Origin of the sequence: Streptomyces sp. WM4235, from assembly GCF_001279725.1 — a bacterium.
In the GTDB taxonomy this organism is placed as follows: Bacteria; Actinomycetota; Actinomycetes; order Streptomycetales; family Streptomycetaceae; genus Streptomyces.
The window spans coordinates 1-26,710 of record NZ_LGDE01000452.1 but is presented as its reverse complement, the minus strand read 5'-3'; the positions used below and the strand labels follow the sequence as shown (position 1 = coordinate 26,710).

The following is a 26,710-nucleotide window of genomic DNA, read 5'->3' as shown; positions in this document are numbered from 1 at the left end:
GTGTCAGGGTGTGGCGGCATCCGTAGCCGGGCGGCCCGGTGGTGGGGAACACCCACAGCTCCTCGGCGGATCCGGCCAGCAGACGCGCCAGGTTGGGGAACGGCCCCGCCACAGGTGTGACCCCCGTGCCGGCGGCGCGGGCGGTGACGGTGGCCGCGCCGCACAGCAGCGTGGTGCCGGTCGCGGTCCGGATAGCCGCGTCCCGGCTGCCGGGGAGGCCGAGCACCTGCCGGGTCTCGCCCGTGCGCGCGTCCAGGCGGAGGACGCCCTCGCCGGTGGTGAGCAGCAGATGGTCGCCGTGGCCGGTCACCCGGTGACAGCGGTGCCGGCCGGGGCGGCCAGGACCGCAGCGGCGCTTACCCCTGAGGCGCGGTGGACGACGTCCGGCGCGGGATCCGGTCGGGACCACTGGTCGGCACCAACCCCAGAGGTGGTCATGGACAGGAGTTCGTCCAGCGGCGGGTAGGAGCCGCCGCGGCGGGTGGCCCAGGACAGCATTCGACTGATGAGCTGCGGAGCGGTGAACAACCCGGTCACCAGGGCCTCGACGTGGCTGCGGTCGAGCAGCATGACGCCCGCGAAGAACTTCGCCTTCTCCAGCGCGGGCTCGGTGTAGCCCTTCATCGAGACGAAGACGCCGATCGTCCCTGGCGGCCGCAACCCGCAACAGCACCGGCTCCCCCGCCCATCCTGCACCCGACTTGGGCTCTACGACGCACACGCGGAAGCTCTCATACAGGGAACAGAACCCCGACGCGCGCCAGCACCCGGGCCGACATACATCCGCCGGATTGTGGGCTGGCCCTGCCGGACACCGGCGAGCAGCGGACACAGCCATCCTGGCCGTTCACGACCTGATAGGGCTGGCAGCAATTCGTCCACACCCCGGTCCCGCCCGCACCCGATACCCCGCCGCGCAGCCTCGAGGAACGCCGATGATGCGGTGGGAGAAGCGTTCACGACGAACGCGACGTAGGCAGTGCCCGCCCAGGCGGCGACATGAGAAGTCGGCTACCCGCGGGCAGTTCGGCGTCGGGGCGACAAAGCCGCGGTCGACGCGGTCCGGGGGCCGGTGCGGCGGCAGGTCCGGGATCGCGGCGAGGACTCCTGCCGCGGACGGCGCCGGCGATGCCGGTCTCGCGCAGGAGGCGTTCGACGGTGCAGGTAATTTCATGCTGGTGTCGGGACGGGGATTCGTTCAACCTATGCGCAACAGCCCTCCCCAGACGGTTGTTGCGGGCGCACTGGGCATCCTGCGGCAATCCGTCCAGACTCCCTCCATGCCATCGGCCGGCAGACAAAGCGCCAGCCGGTAACCCGGCCGGCGCACCGAGTTGTTCTGCTCGCCGATCGAAGGCGATCTCATCCAAGCGGCATGCACTCCACCGGCAGAAGCCCCCTCCCGTCTCACGGACGGGGAACACACGTTACGGCCGCCGCTCTGCCACCACATCGGCAACGAACGCGTAACCGGAAAGTGCGCCCGACGACTCCATGGAGGACCAAGCCGCCAGAGGAAAGACCCTACGCAGTCCGAGGGATTCACGCGCATTTTCAGGTGACAATCTTCGTACAGAATGCAGGAATCTTCATGACCATACGTCACATGACGCAGAGATGGCGGCTTCTGGCGCTCATTCTCCCTGTCGTGCTGATCGCGACCGGAATCTCTGTCGTGCAGTTCAGTCAGGCAACCAGCGCGTCAGCAGCTCCCCCTCCGCCGCCCGACCTGGGGAAGTGGCAAACCGATCCACGCGCCAGGTTGATTGGCATGCCCGGCACGACAAGCACCAGATCGGCGGCGAGGAACGGGTATCAGGTCCTTTGCTTCGAATACATCCTCCCCTCGGGGGAGGGGACCGGGGTCGCCGTGTACCCGGGAGTGGTGTACGACACGGTGAACGGCGGCCTGTTGACCAATAGCAGATGGCCTGCGAAGGAGGCATCCGGTCAAGATGCCCAGGACTTCGTGACTCGCATGTGGGGAGAGCTCGACGAGATCGCGACGAATCCCGAGGGGCTGCGCCTCCTCAAGTCGATAGGGAAAGCCTCACCCATGGCAGGAAAGGACGGCGAGCCGGCCTTCGGATTCCACAATCCATCAGACGCGTCCGGCGGCCCGTCACCTGTCAAAACGTTGATCACGCGCGCGGCTCGGGGAGGTGAATACAAGGCAGTAAAGATGAATGGAGCAAGGGGGGCGATCGACTTCAAGAATCCGTGGATTCTAGAGGGAACCGGAACCGGCGCCAACATCATCACGGTCCCGGACAATCACATCGTGGGAGCGTACACGAGTAAGGGCCGGCCCTTCGGGATGCGCCCGGCCACCACGCTCGCTCACGAAATGATTCACACCCTGAACGGCCTTACCGGAATCACTCCCATCGAGGGGGCGAGGAATGATCCGGTCAAAGCGGAATATTTGGTGCATGACCCGAAGAAGACCGGAATCCTTGAGGGAGACGAGGGATGGATTGTATCCACCAACGTCGAGGAGCTGGTCACGCATGGCGGCAAGGCCGGTCTGAAGGGCGCCTTCGGAACCAAGGTTCTCGGGGGTCCGAAGGCGAATCCCTACGCCGTCAGATCGGTCGTGATCGCCACGGCCGCCAAGAAGGCCAATCCCGGCGATCAGGTCCTCGAGCGGACGTTGGAGGTTCGATCCGATCTCGCGGCCAAGCCCATCTCGGAGACGTCCTTCGTCAAGGCCAGCACCATCCCCCAGTCCCATCGCCCCACCTACAACCAGCCCCAGGACCTCCCGAACATCGACTTTGAGCCAGCCCCGGGCAAGTCGTGGGCTGATCTGAAGCCGGCCGACTACACCGAAACCGGCAACAGTTCCGCGCTGGTCGAGAAGTCGAAGGCTCCGTCTGTCAGAGGGGCCGCATGCGGCGGCGGCGCTCCGGCATCCGGTTGCGTCCACTCCGAACGTCGGGCGACCGCGAAGGAGATCAAGGAATCTGCGGAGTTCGAGGCTGCGGACAAGGCTGGCAAAGCCTTGCCGGAGTCCGCTGAATCTCGCATCATCTCGGATTTGCCGCCCGATCAGCTTCCGACATACGCCGAAGCGCGGGTGCGGCACGCGATGGCGGAGTACGAGGCAGCCCCTTCCAAGTTCAGCCCAGGGGAGTTCGGGTTCACATCGGACATGAAAGTGGCGATGAAGAACCCCGCCGTGATATTCCAGCCGTTCGGCGGTGCGACCGCGGTCAAGGGTGCGGCCCCGGCACGCTTGTCGAAAAGCCTGACGAAAGGCTGGGGGACTTTCAACACGGCGATGACGCCGGCCATGGCGTACATGTGGATCAACTCCATCACGGAGGCATTCAGACAGGACACCTCCGACCTGACCAAGTCGGCTGTTGTCATGGCCCCTGTTCCGGTCGTCGGTCAGCTGCTGGGAATCGCCGATTCGATGGAGAGGAAGGACGGCGTAGGCCTCACGGTGAACGTGCTGTACCTGCTGGCAGAGGCGTCGGATTTCGCAGGGCAGCCTGAACTGGCCATGCTCTTCGGCGTCGTGGCGCTCGCCACACAGATCGTCGCCGGAATCGTGGACTGGGCGAACGGGAGGAGCGAGGCCGACAAGCAGATCGAAGGCCGTAACACGGCGTGGCATGACACGATGAAGAAAGATGTGATCGACAAGAGCATACCGGCACTGCTCTCGGCTGCTCAGAAGGCGTTTGACGCAGCGCAGCAGAAGCTGATGTTCGGTGCGTACGCGACCATGGCGCAGCTGAACGTCACTGCGGAGAAGTCCGGAAGTTCCGTGGTCATGGAAGCGGCTCGGACGGCCAACGCTCTGACCATGGCGAACGCGAAGGCTTCTGTGGAGTCGCTGCGCAGTGGGTTCATCAACGGCGTGCACCAGGCGGTCATCGAGCTGTTCGGATCGCTCAACAAGGGCACGGGCTCCGATGTCTTCACCAAGGCGTACTTGGACAAGGCCGCCTTCCCGGCCTGGTATGAGAACACCTGGAAACCGAACCGCCCGAAATGCGCGGGGAACGGGATGCCGTTCGGTCCTTGCCCCAACGACTGGAAGAGCACCCGGAGGGCGCGAGTCGACTGGGAGCGAGATGTCGTTCCGGGCGTACTGGCCAACACACCGAAGGACGTCTTCACGACAGGCGACCTGAAGGATGTCCAGGGCGCCGTCGACAGTCAGCTGAGCGGGGGCAAGATGTTCGCTCCGCTGCCCATCACGGACACCACGCCGGTGGCACCGATTGGTTTCATCCCCTGTGCGGACGACGGCGGCACCTGCGCGGGGATCGAGGGCCGGACCGGCCAGGTCGCCTTCGGCGCGGCCGGCAAATACGTCACCGCACCCCTGCCACCCGGCGGCATCGCGTGCAAACCCTCCTCGTTCCCCACGGATCCGAATCCGTCGGCCCACAAGTCATGCTTCGTCCCCGCCGGGGACAACACGAGCGGAGGCGACGGAGGATCGTGGCTGTCGTCAGTGGGCGGCTGTGCCGACGAGGGCGAGAAGTGCACGGTCTCCGGCACACAGGAGGTGGCCTTCGGAGCCGGGGCGCATTGGATCGTCAAGCCGATCACGTCCTCGGTCGCGTGCGACAGCAGCGAGAAGGGCTTCGGTGCCGATCCGGCCCCCGGCAGGGCCAAGGAATGCCGTGTCCTTGCGGGTTCGCCTCCGGGACAGGCTGCCAATGCCGGCGGCCCGTACCAGGCGTGTGCAGTGCAGGGCGAGGACTGCCACGTCACCGGCAAGGTCCGACTGGCCTTCGGCGCCCATGTCTCCGACGACGAACGGAAATGGGCGTACAAGGTCGTCGACGGGGACGCGTACCCCAACGGCGTGCCCTGCACCACGTCGACCTTCGGCGAGGATCCCCTGCCAGGAGATGCGGAAGGCTGCTACATCGCCAACCCTCCGGCTCCGTTCACCTTCTGCTCCGTCCCCGGAGGGACCTGCTCGGTGCCCGAATCCGGCGCCTACCAGATGGCCTACGGCGGTGACGGCTCCTGGACCATCAAGACCGTCCCGGCAGGCAACGCCGCCTGCAACGACGCCACCTTCGGTGACGCCGCCATCCCGACGAGCAACGACCTGAAGGGCGGAACCCGCAAAAACTACTGCTACCTCTCCGGCACGAACCACGACCTGGTCCTGGGCGGGGAAACACAACACGAGACGAGTAGCGTGCACTCCGACTGGGAGTCGGACGCATGCGCCCGCCCAGGTCAGCCATGCAAGGTCAACGGATCCACGGTCCTGGCCTACGGCACCTACCTCGCCGGCCGTGGCACCTACCTCGTCAAACCCATCACCCCCCGCACCGACCAGAGCGCCATCAACTGCGACTTCGCCGCTTTCACGCCCCGCGACCCGCAACTCAACGACGCCCAATGCTTCCTTCTCACGACACCGACCCTCGGATTCGACACGGCCCAGACCGACTTCGTCTACAGGGAAACGAAACGCACCAACCCTCCCGCAAGCCCGCCGGATCCGGGGCCAGGCGTGCCCGACCCGCACGAGGACCACGGCAAGATCTTCAGTTCGGGCTTCGAACCGCATGACACGAAGCCGACTTGGACCGACACCATTGACGAGGACAGAGGAGGCGTCGACAACGTCGCCGGCAGAAACGGTGGTCCAGGGCCTGTGGCGAGTCCGCGCACCGGTGAGAGAGCGCACACGGGCGATGGGTCACTGCTGTACTCCGGTTCGACCGGCGGCGGCAGCCATGCCCACGCCTACCTGAAGGTCTTCGACCTCGCGGACAAACCGGTGAGCATCGGCAAGGCGAGAACCCTCAGCTACTGGATCTACCCCAAGAGCGCGGACAGGTGGGACAACGCGGACTGGCCTGTCGACAACAGCAGTTGTGTCGCCCTGGACCTGGTGTTCACCGACGGCACCACGCTGCGAGACTCAGGCGCCGTGGACCAGAAGGGCAACAGCATCGCTCCTGCCGCCCAGTGCGGGAATCTGAAGCCGAACGAGTGGAATCACATCACGGTCAACCTCGCCGGCAAGAACAACGACAAGGAGATCAGCCGCATCAATCTCGGCTACGACCAGAACTATCCGGGCAACGCCACCTACAGCGGATACATCGACGACATCAGCATCAGCCGAGAAGCCGCAGTCACATCGAGTGGCGGGATATCCGGTCGAACAGGTTCCTGATCGAACGATACTTCCGCGATCCGGACATGAAGGCAGGGCCTCTTGGCAGCTCGGGGCACAACCCCAATCCAAGCGCCGGGAGGCCCTGCTGCAGCATCCTGACGCGCTTTCCATTGCCGGAGGCCAACGCAGCGAGTCCGTGAACGCCCGCATACACAAGGCCATCCGGGCCTAGGGACACTTCCCCAATGAGGCCACCGCCCTCACAAGTGCGAGCAATGCTCAGGACTTGTGGATCAGCTCCTTTGGAGGACGCGCGAAGGGCGTACCTTCCCGAGCGAGTGATCGTCAAGTCACCGAGTAGGCCCGCGCTACGAACGCGGGTCGGGAAGGCACTCCCGTGCTCAGAGTGGTCAACGAAGAAGGCACCACCGAGGCCGGTTCCCTGATCGACGAGATCGTCCGCGAGGGTGCTCGGCGGATGCTGGCCGCCGCCCTGGAGGCGGAGGTGGACCAGTACATAGCCGACCTCGCCGGGCAGCGTGACGAGGCAGGTCGCCGACTGGTGGTCCGCAACGGCCGGCACCGGCCGCGGACCGTGACCACGGCTGCTGGGCCGGTCGAGGTGGCCGCCCCACGGGTGAACGACAAGCGGGTCGACGAGACGACGGGTGAACGGCAGCGGTTCTCCTCGAAGATCCTGGCGCCGTGGTGCAGGAAGTCCCCGAAGATCAGCGAGGTGCTGCCGCTGCTCTATCTCCACGGCCTGTCGTCGGGCGACTTCGTGCCCGCGATGGAACAGTTCCTGGGCTCCTCGGCCGGGCTGTCGCCGGCCACGGTGACCCGGCTGACCCAGCAGTGGACCGTCGACCACGCCGAGTTCCAGCGCCGTGACCTGGCCGGATCCGACTACGTCTATGTCTGGGCCGACGGCGTCCATCCCAAGATCCGCTTGTCCCAGACGCACTCCTGCCTCCTGGTCCTGATGGGCGTCCGCGTCGACGGCACCAAGGAACTTATCGCGATCACCGAGGGTCTGCGTGAGTCCACCGAGTCCTGGGAGGACCTGCTGCGCGACTGTCGGCGGCGCGGGATGCGCGACCCGATGCTCGTGGTCGGCGACGGTGCTATGGGCCTGTGGAGGGCGCTGGCGGAGGTGTTTCCGCAGGCCAGGCATCAGAGGTGTTGAGTTCACAAAACAAGGAACGTCTCGAACGCGCTGCCGAAGTCCGCGCAGCCCGGCGCGAAGAGGGCTCTGCAGGAGATCTACAACGCCGAGGACCGTGCGCACGCGGAAGTCGGTCTCCGCGTTCGAGAAGGCGTACGGAGCGAAGTTCCCCAAGGCTGTCAAGAAGATCACCGGCGAGGTCGACGAGCTGCTGGCGTTCTACGACTTCCCCGCCGAGCACTGGGTCCATCTCAGGACAACGAATCCGATCGAGTCGACCTTCTCCACTGTGAAGCTTCGGACCAAGGTCACCCGCGGCGCCGGCAGCCCGGCCGCGGCCCTCGCGATGGTCTTCAAACTCGTTGAGTCCGCCCGCTGGCGAGCGGTCACCGCACCGCACCTCGTCGCCCTCGTTCGAGCCGGCGCCCGCTTCGAGAACGGCCTCCTCGTCGAACGAGACGAGACCCTCGCAGCGTGATCCACCTCAACTGAGGGCCACCGACGAAATGTGCTGACCTGCGGTGATGGCTTCGGTCACGTATGTGGGATCCCGAGCTCGTCGTGGGGCGGCCACGAGGGCCGTTGTCAGAGGTCATTGGCAAGATTGCGGCCATGAATGTCACTCCGCCACGGCCGATCGACGTTGTCGCGGTCTTTCCCCAACTGGCTCCGCTGGCCCGCACGGCGACCCGCCTGCACCCCCGCCCCGGGGCGCCGACGTGGCACGACAGCTCGATCGGCGGGCCGCTGCTGTGGCCCGCCGAGGAGCCGTGGCCGCACTGCGAGGAACCGCATGTGGTGGACGGCATCAACCCAGCCCGGTCCCCGGCGGATCTGCGGCTGGAACGACGGATCTTCGCCGCCTCCCACGGCCGGGAAATGACTCCGGAGGAGCGGGAGACTCTGGCGCGGATCCGGCCCCCTCAAACGTATCCGGTGAAGGTGGCGGTCCAGCCGTACGAGGGCCCCATAGCGATGCTGCCCGTCGCGCAGCTGTACGTACGGGATGTGCCCGATCTGAGCCCGCCGGAGGGCAAGGACCTGCTGCAGGTTCTGTGGTGCCCTTTCGATCATCCGATCATGCCCAGGACCCTGCTCTTCTGGCGTTCGGCAGCCGCCGTCACCGACGTCCTCGACACGCCCCCCGAGCCGCCCGCAGTGCAGTTCGACGGCTATCTACCGGATCCGTGCGTACTCGAACCGGAGCAGATCACCGAGTACCCCGACCATCTGGAGCTGAGCGAAGAACTGCGGAAGCAGATCGAGCAGTGGAGTGTGCCGCAGGCAGCAGAGGAAGACCTGACCCCGGACACGTACTACGACCTTGTGTTGTCCAACGCGCCCGGCTGGAAGGTGGGCGGCTGGGCTGGCTGGAGCTCTACCGACCCCAACCCGCAGCACTGCTCCGAGTGCGGCACCGGCATGGAGATTCTGATGACCGTCGCCACGTTCGAGGAAGGGGACGACGACGCGAACAGCTGGTCACCGCACCCCCACCCAGGCGCTGGACCGTACCCCGGCCACCGCGGCTACAACGCGACCGGCGTCCAGATAGGTAGCGGCTACCGGCAGCACCTGTTCGTCTGCCCAGCCGAGCCCGAGCATCCGCACATCGAGTTGATGACGTAGCACGTCCGCAGTGTGCAGCCGGGGCATCACGGTGCGGGCATGCCGTGACGCCGGGTGGCCACGAGGCGCAGGGTCTCGAACAACCGACGGAGTTCGTTGACCTGCAGGAACGTGACCTTTGACGCGTGGAGTTCCCGCGCAGGTGGGCCAGCATGCCCTTCCACGAAGGTCGGTAGGGCACGAACGTAGGCACATCCTGACGGTGCTCGACCGGCCCCTGCCTGCGTTTCGTCACTCGGTAAGGCCCACTTCTTCGGTGCCTCACTGATCCACAGGTCTTGACAATTACTCCTCAAGTGCGTCTACATGCCCCTGTTGAGCCTCGACCCGCCCGGCAAGGGTCGCAAGCGATGAACCATGCGCTGGAGGGCACCCCTGAACGCGTTCCACATCGCCTTCGAGGACCGGCTCACCCCGGCCAACAACAACCACGATCAGCCGTTCGTTGGGCTCCTGGCCCGAAGTCGGTGTAACGCGGGGTGTCCGTCAGGGCAGAAGAATGCGGTGCCGGAGAAGGACGAATCCGACGCGTCCGTGCATCTGTCTCATGATTCTCTTGGTGCGTGTGTGGACACCTTCGGTGCGGCCGTTGTGGTGGGACAAGGTGAGGCTGTCGACGGCAGCCCGGTCGATTTTTGGGCCGTTGGTGAGACTGCGCAGGTGGGGCAGGTCAATGGCGCGGATGGTGCTCGAGGAGTTTGACCTCGTTGTCCTCGGCCGGCTTCAGCAGGGCGGCGGAGCGGCATACGAGATCGGCGAGCGCGGTCACGGGGCAGGCCGCGGTGATCTACTCCAGCAGGGCTGTTTCCTTCGGGTGCAGGTTCTCGGGTCGGTGAGCAGAAGGGGCTGGCGCGGCGCGGGGTGGACGGGGCGGTCGCCTTCGGCGCAGACCTGGTTGAGGTATCGGACCAGCAGGTGGCACTGCCGGTGTAGTCCAGCTCTCGGACCTCCCGCAGTTGGTGGGTGACGGGCACTGCGGGATCGGTCCGGCGCCATTCGGGGAGGTGGTCGCGGTAGGTGTCGCATGGCCCCCGGCCGCATATGACCCACGCCTGCGGCTCGAGCACAGCCCGGAGCTGCGACCACAACATCCCCTGAGGGCTGGGGCTATGCGCTCACCACATGGCCCTGGAGATTGGGCATGAATCTCGTCACAGGCCGTTGACGCGGGCCATCCTCTCCACGACCGGCGACGTGGCGTCCACCGTGACCACGCGGCCCGTTCTGCGGCCCAGCCGGGAATGCTGAAGCCGCATCTGGCTCATCAGCCGGCGGCTGCGCAGTGCCATCTCCAGCTCGAATCGGGTTCGAGGGTCACGCAGCCCAGCGCCGAAGAGCGCCTCCAACTGACGCAGTCGATACCGGACGGTTTGTGGATGCACACTCAGGGCCTTGGCGGCCTCAGGGGCGCCACCGCCTTCGAGCCAGGCGAGCAAGGTCGCCTCCAGGCGCTCGCTCTGACGTGAAGTCAGGCCCGCCAGCGGCCGCAGGCACTGGTCGGCCAGCGCGTGAGCCAGGGGTTCGTCCTGGAGGAGTAGCAGGGTAGAGAGATGGTCATCGACGAAGACGGGTCGGGTCTCCGTGCAGTGGCGGTCGAGGGTAAAGGTGAGCAGACGCAGTGCCCAGCGTAGGGAGGAGGCGGTGTTCCTCGGCGAAACGGCGTGGCCGACGGCTGCGAGGCGGCCCCGCAGCGGCAGGTCCAAGGGGGCTCGGGCATCTGGGTTCGGGCTGGGTACGAGCAGGCAGGGCAGGCCGGCGAACATGCCGGCGAGGGAGTCGTCCAGCACGGCCGCCAACTGTTGCGTCTCACCGGGGGTGGCCAGTACGACGGCCCTCACAGCTGCCGGGAGGGGCCAGCCGACCGCCTCGGCAAGTTCGGCGAGGGAACGTTCTGAGGCGGCTCTGTCGTCGGTGAGGGCATCGAATAGTTCTTGGCGCGTCCGGTCAGGTGGTGCGGCGCACTCCTGTCGCTCTCCGGCTGTGGTTCCGGCACCGTGTCCACCATCGTGTCCGGCAACGGGGCCGTCGTCCCGTACGGCCTCCTGGATGTCCCTCCGGCCTCCCTCGCGCCTACCGTCGTACATGACCTCGCTGTAGTCACGGGCGCTGGGACTGTCTCCGCGAGGCCCCCGGTCGTCCGATTGCCGATGGCCGAGAGCGGTACGCAGGGCCTTTTCCACTGCGTGATTGAGCGCTTTGTCATCGATGGCGCCGTTGTTCCTGAGGAGTGCCGAGAGTCCCGGAGTTTGACGTAGGAGTTCCTCCAATATCTCGTCAGCCAGCTCGGGAAGTTCACTGCTGCGCAGGACGCGGGTCCACTCGCCGCGGGGCGGGATGGGACGCGGTTCGGGAATTCGCACTCGTTTCCTCGTTCATGCCGGGTGGCTGGCCGGTCCGGTCGTGGAGCGACAGGCCCCGAGGACGGCCGAGTCGTCAACTTGTGGCTGCCGGGCGGGTGGGGCCCTTGGTGCCGCCGTACCGCCTCTAGAGGACTCCCAAGCTCGTGGTCCCTCAGCCCCGCCCATCTGCCGTCGAGGACGCGTAGTGGCAGGGCGCGGTGTCACGACTCCGGATGGAGGGGGGTCTTCCGGATTGTTCGACGGACCGAAGACGGGCTGCGAGAAATTGTCACGATTCGATAAACCATATGGGGCTGCCGCTCGGCGATGCTGTGATCCGGTGCCCAAGTCGTCTTGGAGACGCCACAACCCAGCGCATCTCGGGCACTACCGCCCACCGCACCCCGGCCACCCTGATTCAGCTGGAGTGTACGCAGCCCACGCGTACAGCGGAACAGCGTGGGCCCAGTGACGGTGTGGAGGTCGCGACGGAGGCAGCCGCGGATCCGCTACCCGGCCTCGGGGACGTCCTGCCCTCCAGCAGAAGGGATTCACGACAGTCGTGGCGGCGCGGGCGATCCGCGATTCGACGGGCGTCTGTGGGGCTCAAGTTGACCCACACAGGTGTCGCGGTGGCGCGGCGGGATGATCTCGGCGCCGAGGTGGTCGCGCAGCCAGGGCGTCGCGAGTGAAATGCGGTCTGCGGGACGACAAGGGGCTTCACGTCGACGAGGAACAAGCAAGCAGTATGTCGTCGGCCAAACAAGCCCCTGACAGGCATGTTCCGTACGCGCGGCGACCGCACAAACGTAGTAGCTGGCTCCTGATGACGCGTGCCGATTCTTGGGGCTGTTGTTGAGCACCCACGAGATCTCTGCCGGCTGGTAGGAACTGATCCGGTCGACGGGAACGAGCGCCAGACTTCCTCGGTCCCGCCGGGGACCACCCCACTACCAACGCGGTCTGCGAACGCGCCCCCATAACAGGGGGCCGCCTCCGCCTGCGGCCTGCTCGTGCAGGCTGCCCCGAGATTCGGCGGACCGTGCCTGCGCACGAGGTCCGAGAACGCGGGTCATCGCCGACGGTCGCGTGCACTGTTGGTGACCACGTCAGCCACTATAGGAATGCTATGGTCAAGCTATGGCCAATACGACGATTCAAGTGACAAAGCAGACTCGCGATCATCTCGCCGAGCTCGCCGAGGAGCGAGGGCTGAGTATCGGCCAGCTCGTCGACGCACTCGCGTCCGCGGAACCCACGGCCGCGCAACGGGCGGAGCAGGTCGCGGCAGCGGGGGCGCATGCGCGTGAGGTGATCGGTATCGGCGTCAGCGACGAGGAGTTCGCCGCCTTGGACGTGCTCGGCAACCTGCGGCGGATCGCGGCGGAGAAGGTGCTGGCCATGCCGGGCAGGGACGCCGCGTGATCATTCTCGACACCAGCGCCGTAGCCGCCCTGGCCTCGGGGCACAAGGCGCTCAACGCGCTGGCGGTCAACGTCACCGCGAGTGGGGATCGGCTGCTCGTGTCGGCGTTGTGCCTCGCTCAGGCCGAGGCAGCCCACCCGGGAGCCTCCCACGCCGTTCTCGGATACCCGTGCACCGATGTCGAGCCACTCGGGCAGATCGACGCACCGGCCGTGGGCACCATGTTCCGCGACGGCTACGGCGGCATGGACACCTGCCATGCCCTTTACACCGCCCTGCGCCGCACCGGCACAGGCGGAATGCCGATCCTTCTGACCGACGACGAGAACCGCTACCCACCCGGCATCCTCGCCATCGGCATCGAGACGCCCGGCATGCTCGGCTTCCACTGACCCCGCCCCCGCGAGCGCGCCCGAGACGCATCCCTGCCGCCGGCGGGCTCCGAGCCCACATCGATTGCCCGTGACACTGATCAAGCTGGAGTCCTTGTGTCCCGCACGCCAACGGTGTCACAGGATGATCTCAACCGTCGCGGAGAGCGGCGGTCTGCCTGCGGTAGGGGCCGGCGACATGCGTGTTGAGAGCTGATTGGCGGGGAGGGTCCTCTGCGATCGGGTGTTGCAGGGCGGGCCGAGCCGGAATGTCACTACCGTCGCAGGGCCGGCAGGTCGTGTACTGACACGAAGACTCGGCGATGAGGGCGTTGCCGAGGCCGATCCGACATGTGGCCTCGTCGGGGGCCGGCGCCGAGGCCACGCATGCCGCGAGGCGTAGGGGACCTGGTGGTGACCTCAGGCCCCGAGCCCGGGGAGGGGCGAGCGCACGGGCGCTCAGGGGTCGAGCCCGCTTCGCGGGGCGGTACGGCCGTCACGTATCGGCGCGTCGGCCCGCGTGGAGCCTTGTGCGCCCGGCCGGAACGGGTATGCATGAGGAATGGGCGGGTCCGCCCGCCGCCCCGGAAGAGTCTGGAGCGCCACGCACCCATGAGCACTGACCCCGGGGTTCCCCGGGTCTCCCGTCAGGAATTCGATGCCCTGTTCGCCTCGGTCCGTTCGTGGGGCCGCTGGGCGCAGGCAGATCGGGGCGCCTGGAACCGAGTCACCCCGGACCACGTGCGCCGGGCCGCCGCGCTGGTTCGGGAGGGGACGGCGGTACCTCTGGGGCTGCCCTGGAACACCCGGTCCGGTCCTGACAACAGCAGGCCTGCCCTTCACTACATGTCCGACCTCGGCGACGTCGAGGTGCCGGAGCCGACCGTCCACAAGGACTTCCTCGGCGTCGACTACCACGGCAAGGCGGTCAGCCACCTCGACGCGCTGTCACACGTCGCCTACCGGGGGCGGCTCTACGAGGGGCATGTGGCGCGCGACGTCGTTGGCGCCGCCGGTGCCCGTTTCGGTTCGGTGGAGGCGCTCGGGCCGCTCGTCACCAAGGGTGTGCTCCTCGACCTGCCCGCCGTATTGGGGGTCGACTGGCTGGAACCCGGGCAGCCGGTCCACGCCGGTGATGTGGCCGCCGCCGAGCAGGCCCTCGGCGTGACGCTCGACGACGGGTGCGCGGTGCTGGTGCGCTCCGGTCGGTTCCGGCGCCGCCGCGAGCTGGGACCGTGGGACGTTGACGCGGCCAGCGCGGGCCTGCACGTGGACGCGTTGCCGATGCTGGCGGAGCGTGGCGTCAGTCTGCTGGGCGCGGATGGCGACAGCGATGTACGCCCGTCGCCGGTCGAGGGCGTCCACTCCCCCGTACACGTCCTCGCCGTGGCGGCGATGGGGGTGCCCCTGCTGGACAACTTGGACCTGGAGGCGCTGTCCACCGCGTGCGCGGGGGCGGGACGCTATGAGTTCATGATCGTCGTGGCTCCGCTCAACGTCCCCGGCGGGACCGGATCGCCGGTGAATCCGGTCGCTCTTCTCTGAGGTAGGTGGTACGGCGGCCTGATCCTCGTTGCGCTGCCGGCCTGGGCGTGGGGGCCTCGACGCCCCTGCGGCCGGGCAATCTGGTTCGACGTGGATGAGGCATAAGCACCGTCATACGTGGAACATCCCTAAACTACCCATAGCATCCTGCCTGTCCCACTCTCCCGGATGGGGGATCCGAGGTCGGCCCTGGAGACGTCCATGCATGACGCCCACGACCCTTCCGACACCTCGACGAACGACGCGCCCGGGCGCTTGGACGGGGAGCCGCTCGTGCGGATCCGCGGTCTCGGCAAGCGGTTCGGCGGCACCGTCGCGCTGGACGGGGTCAGTCTCGACCTCCACCGCGGCAGCGTGCTCGCCCTCCTCGGCCCCAACGGCGCCGGGAAGTCCACCCTGATCAAGGTGCTCGCCGGTGTGTACCAGGCCGACGAGGGCGAAGTGACGGTGGCAGGGCGTCCCCTCGGGTCCGATGCCGCCCGCGCGAAGATGTCCTTCATCCACCAGGACCTCGGTTTGGTGGCGTGGATGACGGTCGCCGAGAACATCGCCCTGGGAACGGGCTACCCGCGTCACCACGGTCTGATCTCCTGGCGGCGGACCCGGGAGCGCTGCGCCGAGGCGCTCGGGATCGTCGCCGGACACCTGGACGCCGATGCCCGGATCGCGGACCTCGCGCCCGCGGAGCGCTCCTTGGTGGCCATCGCCCGGGCCCTCGCGCGCCGGGCGGAGGTCCTCGTCCTGGACGAGCCGACCGCCATGCTGCCCGCCGCGGACTGTGCCCGGCTCTTCGACGTCCTGCGCACCCTGCGTGATCGGGGGCACGCCGTCCTGTACGTCAGCCACCGGCTGGACGAGGTGTATCGGGTCGCCGACGAGTTCGCGGTCCTGCGCGACGGTCGCCTGCTCAGTCGAGGGCCGCTCGCCGGGTACGAGCCCGCACGCCTGGTCCGTGACATCGCGGGCAGCCTGCCGACCGGGCGGGGGATGGCCGGCGCCGTGCCCGCGGGCCGACCTGCCGTGCTGCGCCTCGACGCGGTGACGACGCAGCACACCGGGCCCGTCAGTCTGGATCTGGCGCCCGGGGAGATCCTCGGCATGGTCGGACTGACCGGCGCCGGCCACATGCACCTGGGTCGCGCTCTCGCCGGTGCGCTGCCGCTGCTCGGCGGCCCGGTCCTGCTCGACGGCGAGCCGTACCACCCGCCATCCGTGGCGGCCGCTCTCGGCAGAGGGGTCGGCTTCGTGGCGGCCGACCGTCAAGAGGAGGGCTCCGCACCCGATCTGACGGTCCGGGAGAACTTTCTGGCCAACCCCAGGGCAGGCGGTGTGCCGCCGTGGCAGTGGCTCGGTCTCCGGCGGGAGCGGCGCGAGGCGGCTGCCCTGATCGAACGGTTCTCGGTGAGCCCCCGTGACAGCGAGGTACCCATCACCACGCTTTCGGGAGGCAATCAGCAAAAGGTGGTCCTGGGGCGGTCGCTCCGCGCAGGGCTGCGGCTGTTGATCCTCGAAGAGCCGACCGCGAGCGTGGATGTGGGGGCCAAGGCCGCGATCCACCAGTTGCTCGATGAAGCGGCCTCCGAGGGCTTGGCGGTCCTGCTGGTCTCCACCGACTTCGAGGAGGTCGCGGACCTCTGTCACCGCGCTCTGGTTTTCGTACGCGGCTCGGTGGCGGCCGAGCCGGCCGGTGCCACGTTGACGGTTGCCGAACTCACCCGCGCCTCGTCGGCCATGCCCGCCATCACGGGAAACGCGGCGGCTTCATGACCCTCCGGTCCACGCGCGGGCACGTCGTCGGGAACTACGGTCTGGTGGGCTTGACGGTCCTGCTCTTCCTGGTCTATTCCGCCGTCATGCCGGACACGTTCCCCACCCACGACAACGTGTCCTCGATCCTGTCCAACCAGTCGGTGCCCGCTCTTCTCGCCCTCGGTGCGACGATCCCGATCGCCACCGGCAAGTTCGACCTCTCCATGGGCTACGGGTTGGGCCTGGCGCACGTTCTGGTGATGCACCTGATCGTCGAGGAGGGGATGCCCTGGCCCCTCGCCTGCCTCGTCGTCGTCCTGGGTGGGGCGTTGAGCGGTGCCCTGAACGGTGCGATCGTCGAGTTCGCCCGGATCGACTCGTTCATCGCCACGCTCGGCACCGGCAGCATCATGTACGCCCTCACCGGATGGATTACCAACGGCGCCAGGATCGTGCCCGGGCCGGAGGGCCTGCCGGCCTCCTTCACCCGCCTCTACGACGCCCGGTTCCTTGGTCTGCCGGTTCCCGCCTTCTACGTCCTCGCCGCGGTCGTCGCCCTTTGGGTGGTGTTGGAACGGCTGCCGCTCGGCCGGTATCTGTACGTGGTCGGATCCAACCCCCGCGCCGCCGAGATCATCGGTATTCCCGTCCGTAGGTACTCCGTCTACGCCTTCGCCGGATCGGGCCTGTTCACCGGCGTTGCCGGGGTTTTGCTCGCCGCGCAGCAGCAGATCGGCAACCCGAGTGTCGGCCTGGAGTATCTGCTGCCCGCTTTCGTCGGCGCGCTGCTCGGCTCCACCACGATCAGGCCCGGCCGCGCCAATGCGTTCGGGACCCTGGTGGCCGTGAGCGTGCTCGCTGTCGGGCTGGCCGGGATCGGTCAGCTCGGCGTCCAGTTCTGGGCCACACCGCTGTTCAACGGGGCCACTTTGTTGGTGGCGGTCGGGCTGGCCGGCTACGCGTCCAGGCGGCAGCTGCGCGCCCGGGCCACGAAGGACCGGCTCCCACCCGTCGACACGCCGGGGCCGTCGGGATCGCGGGCGGATGGCACTCTGTGATCGCTGTCGGCGACTGCGTTCACCGTCGTCACCGGGCTCCGGAGGCGCCCGCCCTTCGCGGAATTGTGCGGCGGCCCTGTTTTGCCCCTGTCCCCGGCAGCAGTTGCCCTCTCGTGGGCCGAGCGGACGATCGAGGCGGTCGCGGCAGCCGCGCGCACAAACCTCGCGCGGAGTGGCCCGAGGGCCGGATTGCGACGCCGTTTCCCGCGACAGGATCGTTGCCCGTGTCGGCTCGAACCATGATCACTCCCCGTGTCGTCGGGGCCATTCACGACGTCCGGCGAGCACGGATGACTGTCAGCTGGTATGGGGCATTGCTCCTAGTATGGTGTTAGAGCAGAGGTTCTTTCGAAGGCCTTCGAAGAGTCATCGAGGTGGCGTCGTGGCACGTTCGGTGAAGGAAATGATCGAGTGGGGGTTGGGGGGTGAGAACCTGAGCCCCACCGGTGCCCGGGAGCGGTTCCTGGAGGGGGAACCGGTCGAGGACGGCGTGCGAAGTCTCATCCTGAACTCCTGGAGGCGCTGTCACCTGATGGGGGTCTCGCCGGACACCTCCGATCCCCCGTACTGGGAAGATCTGGACCTGACCGGCCCTCTCGTTCATGCCGCCGATCCGGTGCTCGACAGGCTGCAAGCGGTGTTCTCCGGGAGTCGCGCGAATGTGGGCCTCGCCGACCGGCGCGGGGCGGTGCTGTCACGGCGTTTCGGTGTGGCGTCCCTCGAGCGTGATCTGCCTGCACACCACAGCAGGCCCGGTTTCGTGTTCGCCGAGCAGTTTGCCGGGACCAACGGCATCGCTCTCGCGCTCGCCGAAAGGCGGCTCTGCCAGGTCTATGGTGCCGAGCACTTCTCCGAGCGTTCCCAGTCGAACGCCTGCTGGGGTATGCCGATCCGTGATCCGCTCAGTGGCCACATCGAGGGCGTTCTCGCTCTTGGCTGTCCACGCCTCGAGGCGAACCCCGCGATGACCACGGTGATGCGCAACGCTGCTCGTGCCATCGAGCATCGGCTGTTGGAGCGCAGCACGGAACGCGAGCGGTCCCTGCTGCGGGCCTATTTCGACGCCCGGCAACGGTCGAACGGCGACGGGGCGCTCAGCGACGTGTACCGGTTCGGAGTGGACGATCTGGTCCAGAGCGGCCTTGAGTGGCGTGACCAGATGATCGTCCAGGAAAAAGCCGCCGAGTTGATCTCCTCAGCCCAGCGGGCCGCCGCCGTGGTAGTCCTGTCCGACGGCCGACGCGTCACCCTCCTGAGCCGCCCGCTGACGAGCGCGTCAGGCGTGGCAGGATTCGTCGTCGAGGCGATACTGCCCCTCGATGTGCCCTGGCAGCGTCACCTCCTTTCACCCCACTTCCCCGAATCCGCCCCGCTGCTTTCCGCGCCCGTGCAGGCCCCGGCGACACCCGTCCCGCACTCCCGGCCTCCCGCGGCGCCCGTTCCGGCGGCTGGCCGGGCCGACGGCCTGGTGCTGGTGGGAGAGCCGAGTGTGGGACGGCTGGCCGTCGCGGCGCGACGCCGCCTGGAGCTGCTGGCCGAGGCCAGCACCCGCATCGGGACCACGCTGGATGTGCGCCGCACCGCGTGGGAGCTGGCCGAGGTGGCGGTCCCCCGTCTGGCGGACTTTGTCACCATCGACCTCCCCGAAGCCGTACTGCGCGGGGATGAATCCGCGGACCCCCGCACCGACCTGCACCGCACAGTGGTCCACGGCATCCGTGAGGACTGCCCGTTCTACCCGGTCGGCGAGCGGGTGGACCTTCGTCCGAGCACACCCCATCTACGCTGTCTGGACAGCATGGAGGCAGTGCTGGAGACGGATCTGAAGACCGCCGCCGGCTGGCTCGCCCAAGACTTCGAGCACACCGAGCGACTGCTCACCCAGAATGTGCACTCCCTCATCAGTGCCCCCCTGCTGGCACGGGGCGTGGTCCTGGGCATTGCCACCTTCTACCGTGCACAGGACTCCGCTCCCTTCGGCAACGACGACCTCTCACTGGCGCAGGAATTCGTCGCCCGCGCGGCCCTCTGCATCGACAACGCCCGCCGCTACACCCGCGAACACGCCACGGTCCTGGCGCTTCAGCGCAGCCTGCTTCCACACTCCCTGCCCGAGCAGGGCACCGTCGAGCTCGCCCACCGCTATCTGCCCGCCGAATCCAGCGTGGGAGGCGACTGGTTCGACGTCATCCCCCTCTCCGGCACCCGTGTCGCGCTCCTCGTCGGCGATGTCGTCGGTCACGGACTGCACGCTGCGGCAACCATGGGCCACCTGCGCACCGCCACTCGCAACTTCGCCGAACTCGATCTCGCCCCCGACGAGGTCCTCACGCACCTCGACAACCTCGTGGGACGCCTTGACGGAGGGGACGGCGGCCGCGAATCCCTCATCGGCGCCACCTGCCTTTACGCCATCTACGACCCCACCACGCAGATGTGCACCATGGCGCGCGCGGGCCACCCTCCACCCGCGCTGGTGAGCCCCGACGGCAGCGTGAGCTTCCCGGACCTTCCCGCAGGGTTGCCCCTCGGCCTGGGGGGACTCCCCTTCGAAACAGCCGAGATCCATCTGCCCGAGAACAGCAGCCTGGTCCTCTACACCGACGGACTGATCGAAGACCGTCATCGCGACATCGACGAGGACCTCGCCCGGCTGCGGCGCGCGCTCGCCCACCCCGACCGCGCGCCGGAGGAGACCTGCGACGCCATCATGGCCACAGTGGCACCACGGCACCCCGAAGACGACATCGCCCTGCTGGTCGCCCGTACACACGCCCTTCCGCCCGACCGGATCGCCACCTGGGACCTCCCGGCCGACCCGGCTCGCGTCTGCGACGTTCGTGCTGCCGCCGTGCGCCGGCTGGCCGACTGGGGCCTGGAGGAAGTCGCGTTCGCCACCGAACTACTGCTCAGCGAGATGGTCACCAACGCCGTCCGCTACGGCGGGGAACCGATCCGGGTCCGCCTCATCCACGACCGGTCCCTGATCTGCGAGGTCTACGACGGCAGCAGCACCTCACCGCGCCTACGACAGGCGACCTCCACCGACGAGGGCGGCCGCGGACTCTTCCTCGTCGCGCAGCTCGCGCAGGCCTGGGGCACCCGCTATACCGCCGACGGAAAGGTCATATGGGCCGAGTTCACTCTCGCGCCGACCGTCGGAGCGTCATCTGCGGGGTGGACCGATGTCATCGCCGCTTAACGCATGCGCCGAGATCCTCGAACGGCAGGGCCTACGGAAGGGCGCATCCGGCCAACCCCTCGAAACGCGTCGCTGGGAATCGGCCGGCGCCCTTCACAACTGACGGGCCGGGCATCGGCATCGGCTCCCGACCCGGCGCGGGTGTTGCCTGCCGGGCAGCCCGGGGACCGTCGTGCGGTCGCGCCGTTGAGCGCTCGGCACCTCATCGCGTCGGCCGCGATTTCAGGCAATGCGTGCGCAGTTCACCCACGGGACGTCTTCTTCGCGCTGTCCACACCTCAGCAAGGACAATGCCCATGCACCCTCGCCGTAGGACCGCCATCGCGGCAGCCGCAGCCCTGCTTGCTTTCGCCGCCACCACAAGCGGATGTACGCGAGGTTCCGCCGCCACAAGCCCGTTGACGGCCGACTGCCCAGCCGCCCTCGCCAAAGCCAAGGGCAACGTCGCGCAAGCCATGAACACCACCACCTCCTGGGACGGCCCCACAAGCGGTCCCCGAGCGGTCTCGAACAGGACCATCGCCTTCGTGGCCCAGACCATGATCAACCCTGGAGTGGCGGGCGTCACCCAGGGCGTGAAAGAGGCGGCGAAGGCCATCGGCTGGAATGTCAAGGTCATCGACGGGCAGGGCCCCCCGGCCGGAATCCAGGCCGCATTCAGTCAGGCGATCAACCTCAACCCCGCGGGCATCGTCGTCGGCGCCTTCGACCCCGCAGTGACATCCCAACAGATCGCACAGGCCAACGCCCGGAACATCCCTCTCATCGGATGGCACGCAGTCGACTCCCCAGGACCGAGCAAGCACCCCAAACTCTTCACCAACATCACGACCAAAGTCGAGGATGTCGCGAAGATCAGCGCCGACTGGATCATCGCGCACTCCCAAGGCGACGCCGGAGTCGTCATCTTCACCGACGCCTCGGTCCCCTTCGCCAGGAACAAATCCGAACTGATCCGCAAGGAACTCGCCACCTGCTCCAGCGTGAGCCTGCTCTCCTACGAAAACCTCCCGATCACGGACACGACCAGCCGCGTCCCCCAGGCGGTCTCCTCCCTCCTGGCCCGATTCCAGGACGAGTGGACCTACTCCGTCGCCATCAACGACGTCTACTTCGCAGACGCCGCCGCCCCGTTGCAAGCGGCCGGGAAACAGGGCGACGGTCCTCCCTTCAACATCGGCGCGGGCGACGGCGACCCCTCCGCCTTCCAACGCATCAACCACCAGCGCTACCAGGCAGCCACCGTTCCCGAACCGATTCTCGAACAGGGCTGGCAGATCATCGATGAATTCAACCGAGCCTTCTCCACCGCGCCCGCCAGCGGATACGTCGCACCCGTCCACATCTCCACTGCCCCGAACAGCAAAGGCGCCACATCATGGGATCCGACGGGCTACCGGGAGGCATACCGGAAGATGTGGGGCAGGTAGCACGATTGGTTTCGGGGCCGCCGAAGACACGTCCGAAGCGAGGCCCCACAAGACCACGGCCAACACGTTCAAAGGCCGGACGGGGTGGTGTCGATGAGACTGCGTACCGTGGCCTCGCCGTCGGGCAACTTGGCCTGCCACGTTTCGTGCGCGGTGTGGGCGAGCAGCCCCTCGGTCGGGCCCTCGACGAACTGACATACGACGTGGTAGGGCTCTTTCCACGGTTGGCTCGGAAGGATGAGCCTGCCCGTGTTCAGCTCCCACCAGCGAGTGGTGACATTGGTGATCGCGTTGGCAGGAACGCGGCCGCCGCCTGGCACCGTGAGTTCCTGGTCGAAGCTGCGGAAGGTGGCGACGCAGCGTCCGTGATCGAAGGCTCCCTGAGTGCGGCTCAAGCGTGATACCCCCACTCGTGCCTCCCGAGATCTCCGGCGCCTCGAGAAATCCGATGGCCAGGGCTCTCAGCCAGTCCGGCAGTTCTGAGCGGCCGATCGTCCGGATCTCACCCCAGGTTTTTGCAGGCCAGCCGACGGCGGGTGTGCCAAGGCGCCCGAGAGGGCCCTCCACCGTACGTTCACCCATCGCGGCCAAGGTTTCGGCGTCCACTGCGACCCGGCCGGCTGTCGGCGTACAAGCGAACGTGAGTGCGCCAGCGCGTACGGATGGGAGCACCGATTCTTGGTGCGCGTCTACACCGCAGCCAGCCCTGGGCCTCGACGGGCGAACGTGTTCGCCGACTACAAGTCCATCGCCGCGCCGACGTTCGCGGACTTCAAGCGCCGCAGAAGCCGGACAACTCGTCATTCCGGCGCTCCAGGGATCGATGCCACCTCCACTCAAGTTACCACCCGAAAGTTACGGGTGGTAATATCGCCTGTCAGGGCGAGAGGAACGGCATACATGGACGCGATGTCTACGGGGAGTCCGGCGCGGCGGCGCCGGGTGCCGGCTGCCATGCGGAAGGAACTTCTCCTGGAGACGGCTCTGCGCATGGCGCGCGAGAGCGGGGCCGGGTCACTGACGCTGGCCAAGGTGGCGGACGCCTGCGGTGTCAGCAAGCCGATCGCATACCAGCACTTCACTTCCCTCGCCGGGCTGCTGCAGGCAATGTTCCAGCGGGTGGGCGCAGAGTACGAGGAGACGGTCATGGAGGCGATGGCCGCGCACCGGGATGCTCCCGCCGCCGCGGCGACCTCAGAGGTGCTGCGGGCGCTGTGTGATGCCTACATCGCGTGCACCGTGGAAAACGGTGCCCTTCATGCCGACATCGGCGCCGCCCTCATCGCCTCGGGCCGCTCCAGCAACGTTGTCCATGTGGACGACGCAGAACGCTACGCCGGACTCGTGGCCGAACTGCTGTGCCTCGAACCGCGAGTCGCCTACGCCCTGGCAGCGGGATTCCTGGGATCCGCGGACCGCCTGTGCGAGGCGGTCATTGCCCGTCGCCTCACCCGGGACGAGGCCGCGGAGGTCCTCATGCGGCTTTTCCCTCCGCAGGGCCAGTAACCGGCCTCAGATCGCCATAGGGACCCGCATAGAGGACGGAGAATGCCGCATGGAAGCAGTGCTCGTAGATCCCACAAAGAAGGGTGCCGAGAAGTTCCGCCTCGGAACGGTCCCCGACCCGCGCCCTGTCGAGGGCGCGGTGCTCGTCGAAGTGAAGGCCGTTGCCCTGAGCGCCTGGGAGAAGGAGTTCGCGCAGGACGACGATCCGCGTTCGCTGACCCGCAGGACCAGGAAGAAGAACGTCAATCTCGGCCTGGAGTTCTCCGGCATCGTTCGATCCGACGGCCGGCGCTTCAAGAAGGGCCAGCGGGTCATGGGCGGCCCGCACCTGACCAAGGACGAGAAGTCCCTGGCCCAGTACGTGTCCGTCTGCGAGGAGTACCTCGCGGAACTGCCCGACGCCCTCGACTACGCTCGGGCGGCAGCCCTGCCGATCGGCGCGGAGACCGCGCTGACGAGCCTCGACAGGGCCTCCGTGCACAGCGGGGACCACGTTCTGGTCGTCGGTGCGAGTGGAGGCGTGGGCGTGTATGCCGTGCAGATCGCAGCGGCGCGCGGCGCCACCGTCACCGCCGTCGGCGGACGGCGCTCCGCGGCCCGGCTGAAGGACATCGGCTCGACAACCAGCCACTACTACGGCGACAAATCCTTCGAGGACCTGGCCGGCCCCTTTGACGCGGTCCTTGACCTCTCCGGAACGTTGCGATTCAGCCAGGTGAGGAAGAAGCTGTCCCGGCGGGGGACCTTCGTCAACGTCAATCCACAGAAGGACATCACGGGCATGATCACCTCGCGGTTCAGCAGAAAGAAGACACCCTTCATCTTCATCCCGCGCTCCTCGGCACCGATGCAGACCCGCATCCTGGACCTGGTCACCCAGGGGAAGATCCAGCCCATCGTGGAAGCGAACTACGACATTAGCCAGTTCCGCACCGCATTCAGTGACCTCATCCACAACGACCGGTTCGGAAAGATCGTCATTTCCCACTGAAACGCGACGGAGCCATCCTCATCGAGGGACGGGCCGCATAGATCGTCTCCGATCTGCGAGGGAATCGACACTTTGGCGACAACTCTCAGGAAGATCAAACCAGTAGGTTGATTCTCCGTTCGCCCATGCCAACCGCTGAGAGTGTCCTCACGTCGCGCCGCCGAATAAATTGATCGCGACGTGATCCGCTCACTGCGACGAACATTGTTGAGCACTGCCCAGTAGGGTGGCCGGCCTGGCGGGAGCGCCCGTCTTGAGCGCAAAGGACACGGCTTTGTAATTCACCCCGTCACCGCGCTCGCATGACTTCCCGGAGCGGGTTGACTGCCCAGAAAGGCAAAACCACGATGCGCGCAGTACAGATAGTCACACTGGATGGACCGGATGCGGTGCGAACCGTGGACGTCGAGTCGCCCGTACCCGGTCCCGGCCAAGTGCTGATCGACGTCCATGCAGCAGGCGTCACCTATCCAGACGTGCTGCAGACGCGCGGCGCGTACCAGCTCAAGCTGGCATTGCCCTTCATCCCCGGATCGGAGGTTGCCGGCATCGTCCTCGACGCTCCGGTGAGCTCGGGATTCCGGCCGGGCGACCGTGTTGCGGCCTTCCCTGGGTTCGGGGGCTTTGCCGAGCAGGTCGCCGCCGATCCCGCAGTGGTCTTCCCATTGCCCAACCGCCTGACCTTCACGGCCGGAGCCGCGCTGCCGATGAACTACCTCACGGCACATTTCGCGCTGACCCGCCGTGGCCGGGTGCTTCCCGGCGAGACGGTACTGGTCCACGGAGCAGCGGGTGGCCTGGGCACGGCCGTCGTGCAACTCGCCCGGGCATTGGGGACACGAGTCATCGCCGTGGTCTCCAGCGACGCCAAGGCAAAGACCGCCCGTCAGGCCGGAGCTCACGACACCGTCCCAGTCGATGGCTTCCGTGAGGCTGTCGCCGAACTCACGGGGGGCCACGGAGTGCACGTGATCGTCGACCCAGTGGGAGGCGAGCGCTTCACCGACTCCTTGCGGTGCCTGGCACCGGAGGGACGTTTGCTCGTCCTCGGATTCACGGCAGGCGAGATTCCTACGGTGAAGGTGAACCGGCTGCTGCTGAACAATGTGGAAGTCATCGGAGTGGGATGGGGCGCCTACTGGCTCTCCCAACCGACGTACCTGCGGGCACAGTGGCAGGAGCTCACGACTCATCTGAAGGCCGGTCGGCTGGACCCGGTCATCGGCTCCACGCTGCCACTCGCCCATGCTGCGGACGCACTGCGTGCACTCGACGAACGCCGCACGCTCGGCAAGGTCGTCCTCGTCCCCCGCACAAACGACATGGAACGGGGAACCAAGAGCGTCCGCGAGTAGGTGGTAGTCGCAAGCGGCCCGGACCGATGATCACGGCCACTGCCCGAGGTGTCTTGCCTATCCCAGCGGACGTTCCACCGGAGCCGGTCCGCGTAACCGCCTCTGGCGTTGGCTTCAGCGCTGCTCGACCATGACCAGGAATTCCCGGATCAGCACGGCACCGCGATCGGCTGTTCGAGGGTGCTGCTGTCGCCGCGGGGTCAGCACCTCCAGGCGAGCCCCTTTGATGCTGGCAGCGACCCGCTCCCCTCGGCTAGCGGGGTGGCGATGTCGTCGGCGCCGACCATGACGAGGGTGGGCACGCTGCGGGCGAGTTCGTCGTGGGCACGGGCTGCGCGTCGCGGGCTGCGGCATAGGCACCGGCCAAGCATTGGCCAATAGATTCGGTGAGAGGGATGCTTCTCGGACGGCAGGGCCAGTCGTGGTCCCCCAGGTCGTCCGCACGCAGGCCATGTTGTCGAGCATCGCTCGACAAGCTCGGGTCCGGACGTGACTGCCGAGTCAGCACAGCCCCGCGTGCGCCTGAGGCCCGAGGAGCGGCGCGGGCAGCTGATCAACATCGGTCTGCGCCTGCTGGTGACCCGCCCCATCCACGAGATGTCGATCGACGAGGTGGCAGCCGGGGTGGGCATCTCGCGCGGCCTGCTCTTCCACTACTTCCCGACGAGCGGGACTACTACGTCGCGGTCGTCCGGGCGGCCGGACGTCGACTGCTGTTGCACGCCAAGGCCCCGGAGGAGGGGCTGCCCACGGAGCGGGTGCGAGGGGTCGTCGACGGCTTCGTGTCGTTCGTGCAGCGCCGAGGGCAACTATGTGGCGCTCGTGCGGGCTGG

General features: G+C 67.3%; 17 protein-coding genes and 3 pseudogenes. 15 read left to right on the top strand and 5 right to left on the bottom strand.

The genetic code is table 11. The annotated features are described in order from the left end of the window. On the bottom strand, positions 1–310 hold a 310-nt coding region (locus ADK55_RS31545), incomplete at its 3' end, for a hypothetical protein (RefSeq protein ID WP_199826678.1). Beyond that, positions 307–624: a hypothetical protein gene (locus ADK55_RS31540; RefSeq protein ID WP_159041621.1), complete on the bottom strand. Its 318-nt coding sequence runs from the start codon at positions 622–624 to the stop codon at positions 307–309. The genes ADK55_RS31540 and ADK55_RS31545, both read right to left, overlap by 4 nt. Before the next feature lie 982 nt (positions 625–1,606). Here ADK55_RS31540 and ADK55_RS31535 point away from each other — a divergent pair. The 4 genes and pseudogenes from ADK55_RS31535 to ADK55_RS40275 all read left to right on the top strand — a co-directional run. Beyond that, positions 1,607–6,169: a hypothetical protein gene (locus tag ADK55_RS31535; protein ID WP_159041620.1), complete on the top strand. Its 4,563-nt coding sequence runs from the start codon at positions 1,607–1,609 to the stop codon at positions 6,167–6,169. 340 nt (positions 6,170–6,509) lie between these two features. Further along, positions 6,510–7,755, top strand: a pseudogene (locus ADK55_RS31530) (IS256 family transposase). Between the two features lie 134 nt (positions 7,756–7,889). Further along, positions 7,890–8,906 (top strand): hypothetical protein, encoded by a 1,017-nt coding sequence (locus ADK55_RS31525; RefSeq protein WP_053683700.1) that lies wholly within the window; start codon positions 7,890–7,892, stop codon positions 8,904–8,906. 282 nt (positions 8,907–9,188) lie between these two features. Then, positions 9,189–9,320: pseudogene (locus tag ADK55_RS40275) on the top strand (IS256 family transposase); the annotation flags it as partial. 72 nt (positions 9,321–9,392) lie between these two features. Here ADK55_RS40275 and ADK55_RS40270 read toward each other — a convergent pair. After that, a pseudogene (locus ADK55_RS40270) lies at positions 9,393–9,928 on the bottom strand (ISL3 family transposase); the annotation flags it as partial. Between the two features lie 129 nt (positions 9,929–10,057). After that, positions 10,058–10,744: a PucR family transcriptional regulator gene (locus ADK55_RS31520; protein WP_234350332.1), complete on the bottom strand. Its 687-nt coding sequence runs from the start codon at positions 10,742–10,744 to the stop codon at positions 10,058–10,060. Between the two features lie 1,641 nt (positions 10,745–12,385). Between ADK55_RS31520 and ADK55_RS31515 the strand changes: the two genes are divergently transcribed. From ADK55_RS31515 to ADK55_RS31485, 7 genes are all read left to right on the top strand, one after another. Next, positions 12,386–12,670 carry a hypothetical protein gene (locus tag ADK55_RS31515; protein WP_053683692.1) on the top strand — a complete coding sequence of 95 codons (285 nt, stop codon included), beginning with the start codon at positions 12,386–12,388 and terminating at the stop codon, positions 12,668–12,670. Continuing rightward, entirely contained in the window at positions 12,667–13,062 is a 396-nt protein-coding gene (locus ADK55_RS31510; protein WP_053683690.1) for a hypothetical protein, read from the top strand. The genes ADK55_RS31515 and ADK55_RS31510 overlap by 4 nt, the downstream gene beginning before the upstream one ends. 591 nt (positions 13,063–13,653) lie before the next feature. Further along, positions 13,654–14,586, top strand: coding sequence for a cyclase family protein (locus ADK55_RS31505; RefSeq protein ID WP_053683688.1), 933 nt, complete (start codon positions 13,654–13,656; stop codon positions 14,584–14,586). A gap of 201 nt (positions 14,587–14,787) precedes the next feature. Further along, a complete protein-coding gene (locus tag ADK55_RS31500) occupies positions 14,788–16,353 on the top strand; it encodes a sugar ABC transporter ATP-binding protein (protein ID WP_053683686.1) in 1,566 nt (521 codons plus the stop codon). Next, on the top strand, positions 16,350–17,393 hold the full coding sequence (locus ADK55_RS31495) for an ABC transporter permease (RefSeq protein WP_078999639.1): 1,044 nt from the start codon (positions 16,350–16,352) through the stop codon (positions 17,391–17,393). Before ADK55_RS31500 ends, ADK55_RS31495 begins: the two co-directional genes overlap by 4 nt. 403 nt (positions 17,394–17,796) lie before the next feature. Then, positions 17,797–20,595 carry a SpoIIE family protein phosphatase gene (locus tag ADK55_RS31490; protein WP_078999638.1) on the top strand — a complete coding sequence of 933 codons (2,799 nt, stop codon included), beginning with the start codon at positions 17,797–17,799 and terminating at the stop codon, positions 20,593–20,595. Positions 20,596–20,891: 296 nt separating this feature from the next. Then, entirely contained in the window at positions 20,892–22,025 is a 1,134-nt protein-coding gene (locus tag ADK55_RS31485; RefSeq protein WP_053683684.1) for a substrate-binding domain-containing protein, read from the top strand. 68 nt (positions 22,026–22,093) lie between these two features. On the opposite strand, the gene ADK55_RS38925 is transcribed toward ADK55_RS31485, so the two are convergent. Beyond that, positions 22,094–22,420 (bottom strand): GNAT family N-acetyltransferase, encoded by a 327-nt coding sequence (locus ADK55_RS38925; protein ID WP_053683681.1) that lies wholly within the window; start codon positions 22,418–22,420, stop codon positions 22,094–22,096. A gap of 505 nt (positions 22,421–22,925) precedes the next feature. Between ADK55_RS38925 and ADK55_RS31475 the strand changes: the two genes are divergently transcribed. From ADK55_RS31475 to ADK55_RS41100, 4 genes are all read left to right on the top strand, one after another. Further along, on the top strand, positions 22,926–23,531 hold the full coding sequence (locus tag ADK55_RS31475) for a TetR/AcrR family transcriptional regulator (protein WP_053683679.1): 606 nt from the start codon (positions 22,926–22,928) through the stop codon (positions 23,529–23,531). A 49-nt stretch (positions 23,532–23,580) separates the two neighbouring features. Further along, on the top strand, positions 23,581–24,522 hold the full coding sequence (locus ADK55_RS31470) for a zinc-binding dehydrogenase (RefSeq protein ID WP_053683677.1): 942 nt from the start codon (positions 23,581–23,583) through the stop codon (positions 24,520–24,522). Positions 24,523–24,869: 347 nt separating this feature from the next. Continuing rightward, positions 24,870–25,877, top strand: coding sequence for an NADPH:quinone oxidoreductase family protein (locus ADK55_RS31465; protein ID WP_053683674.1), 1,008 nt, complete (start codon positions 24,870–24,872; stop codon positions 25,875–25,877). 489 nt (positions 25,878–26,366) lie between these two features. After that, positions 26,367–26,710: TetR/AcrR family transcriptional regulator (locus tag ADK55_RS41100; RefSeq protein WP_420713698.1), on the top strand; the 344-nt coding region annotated here is incomplete at its 3' end.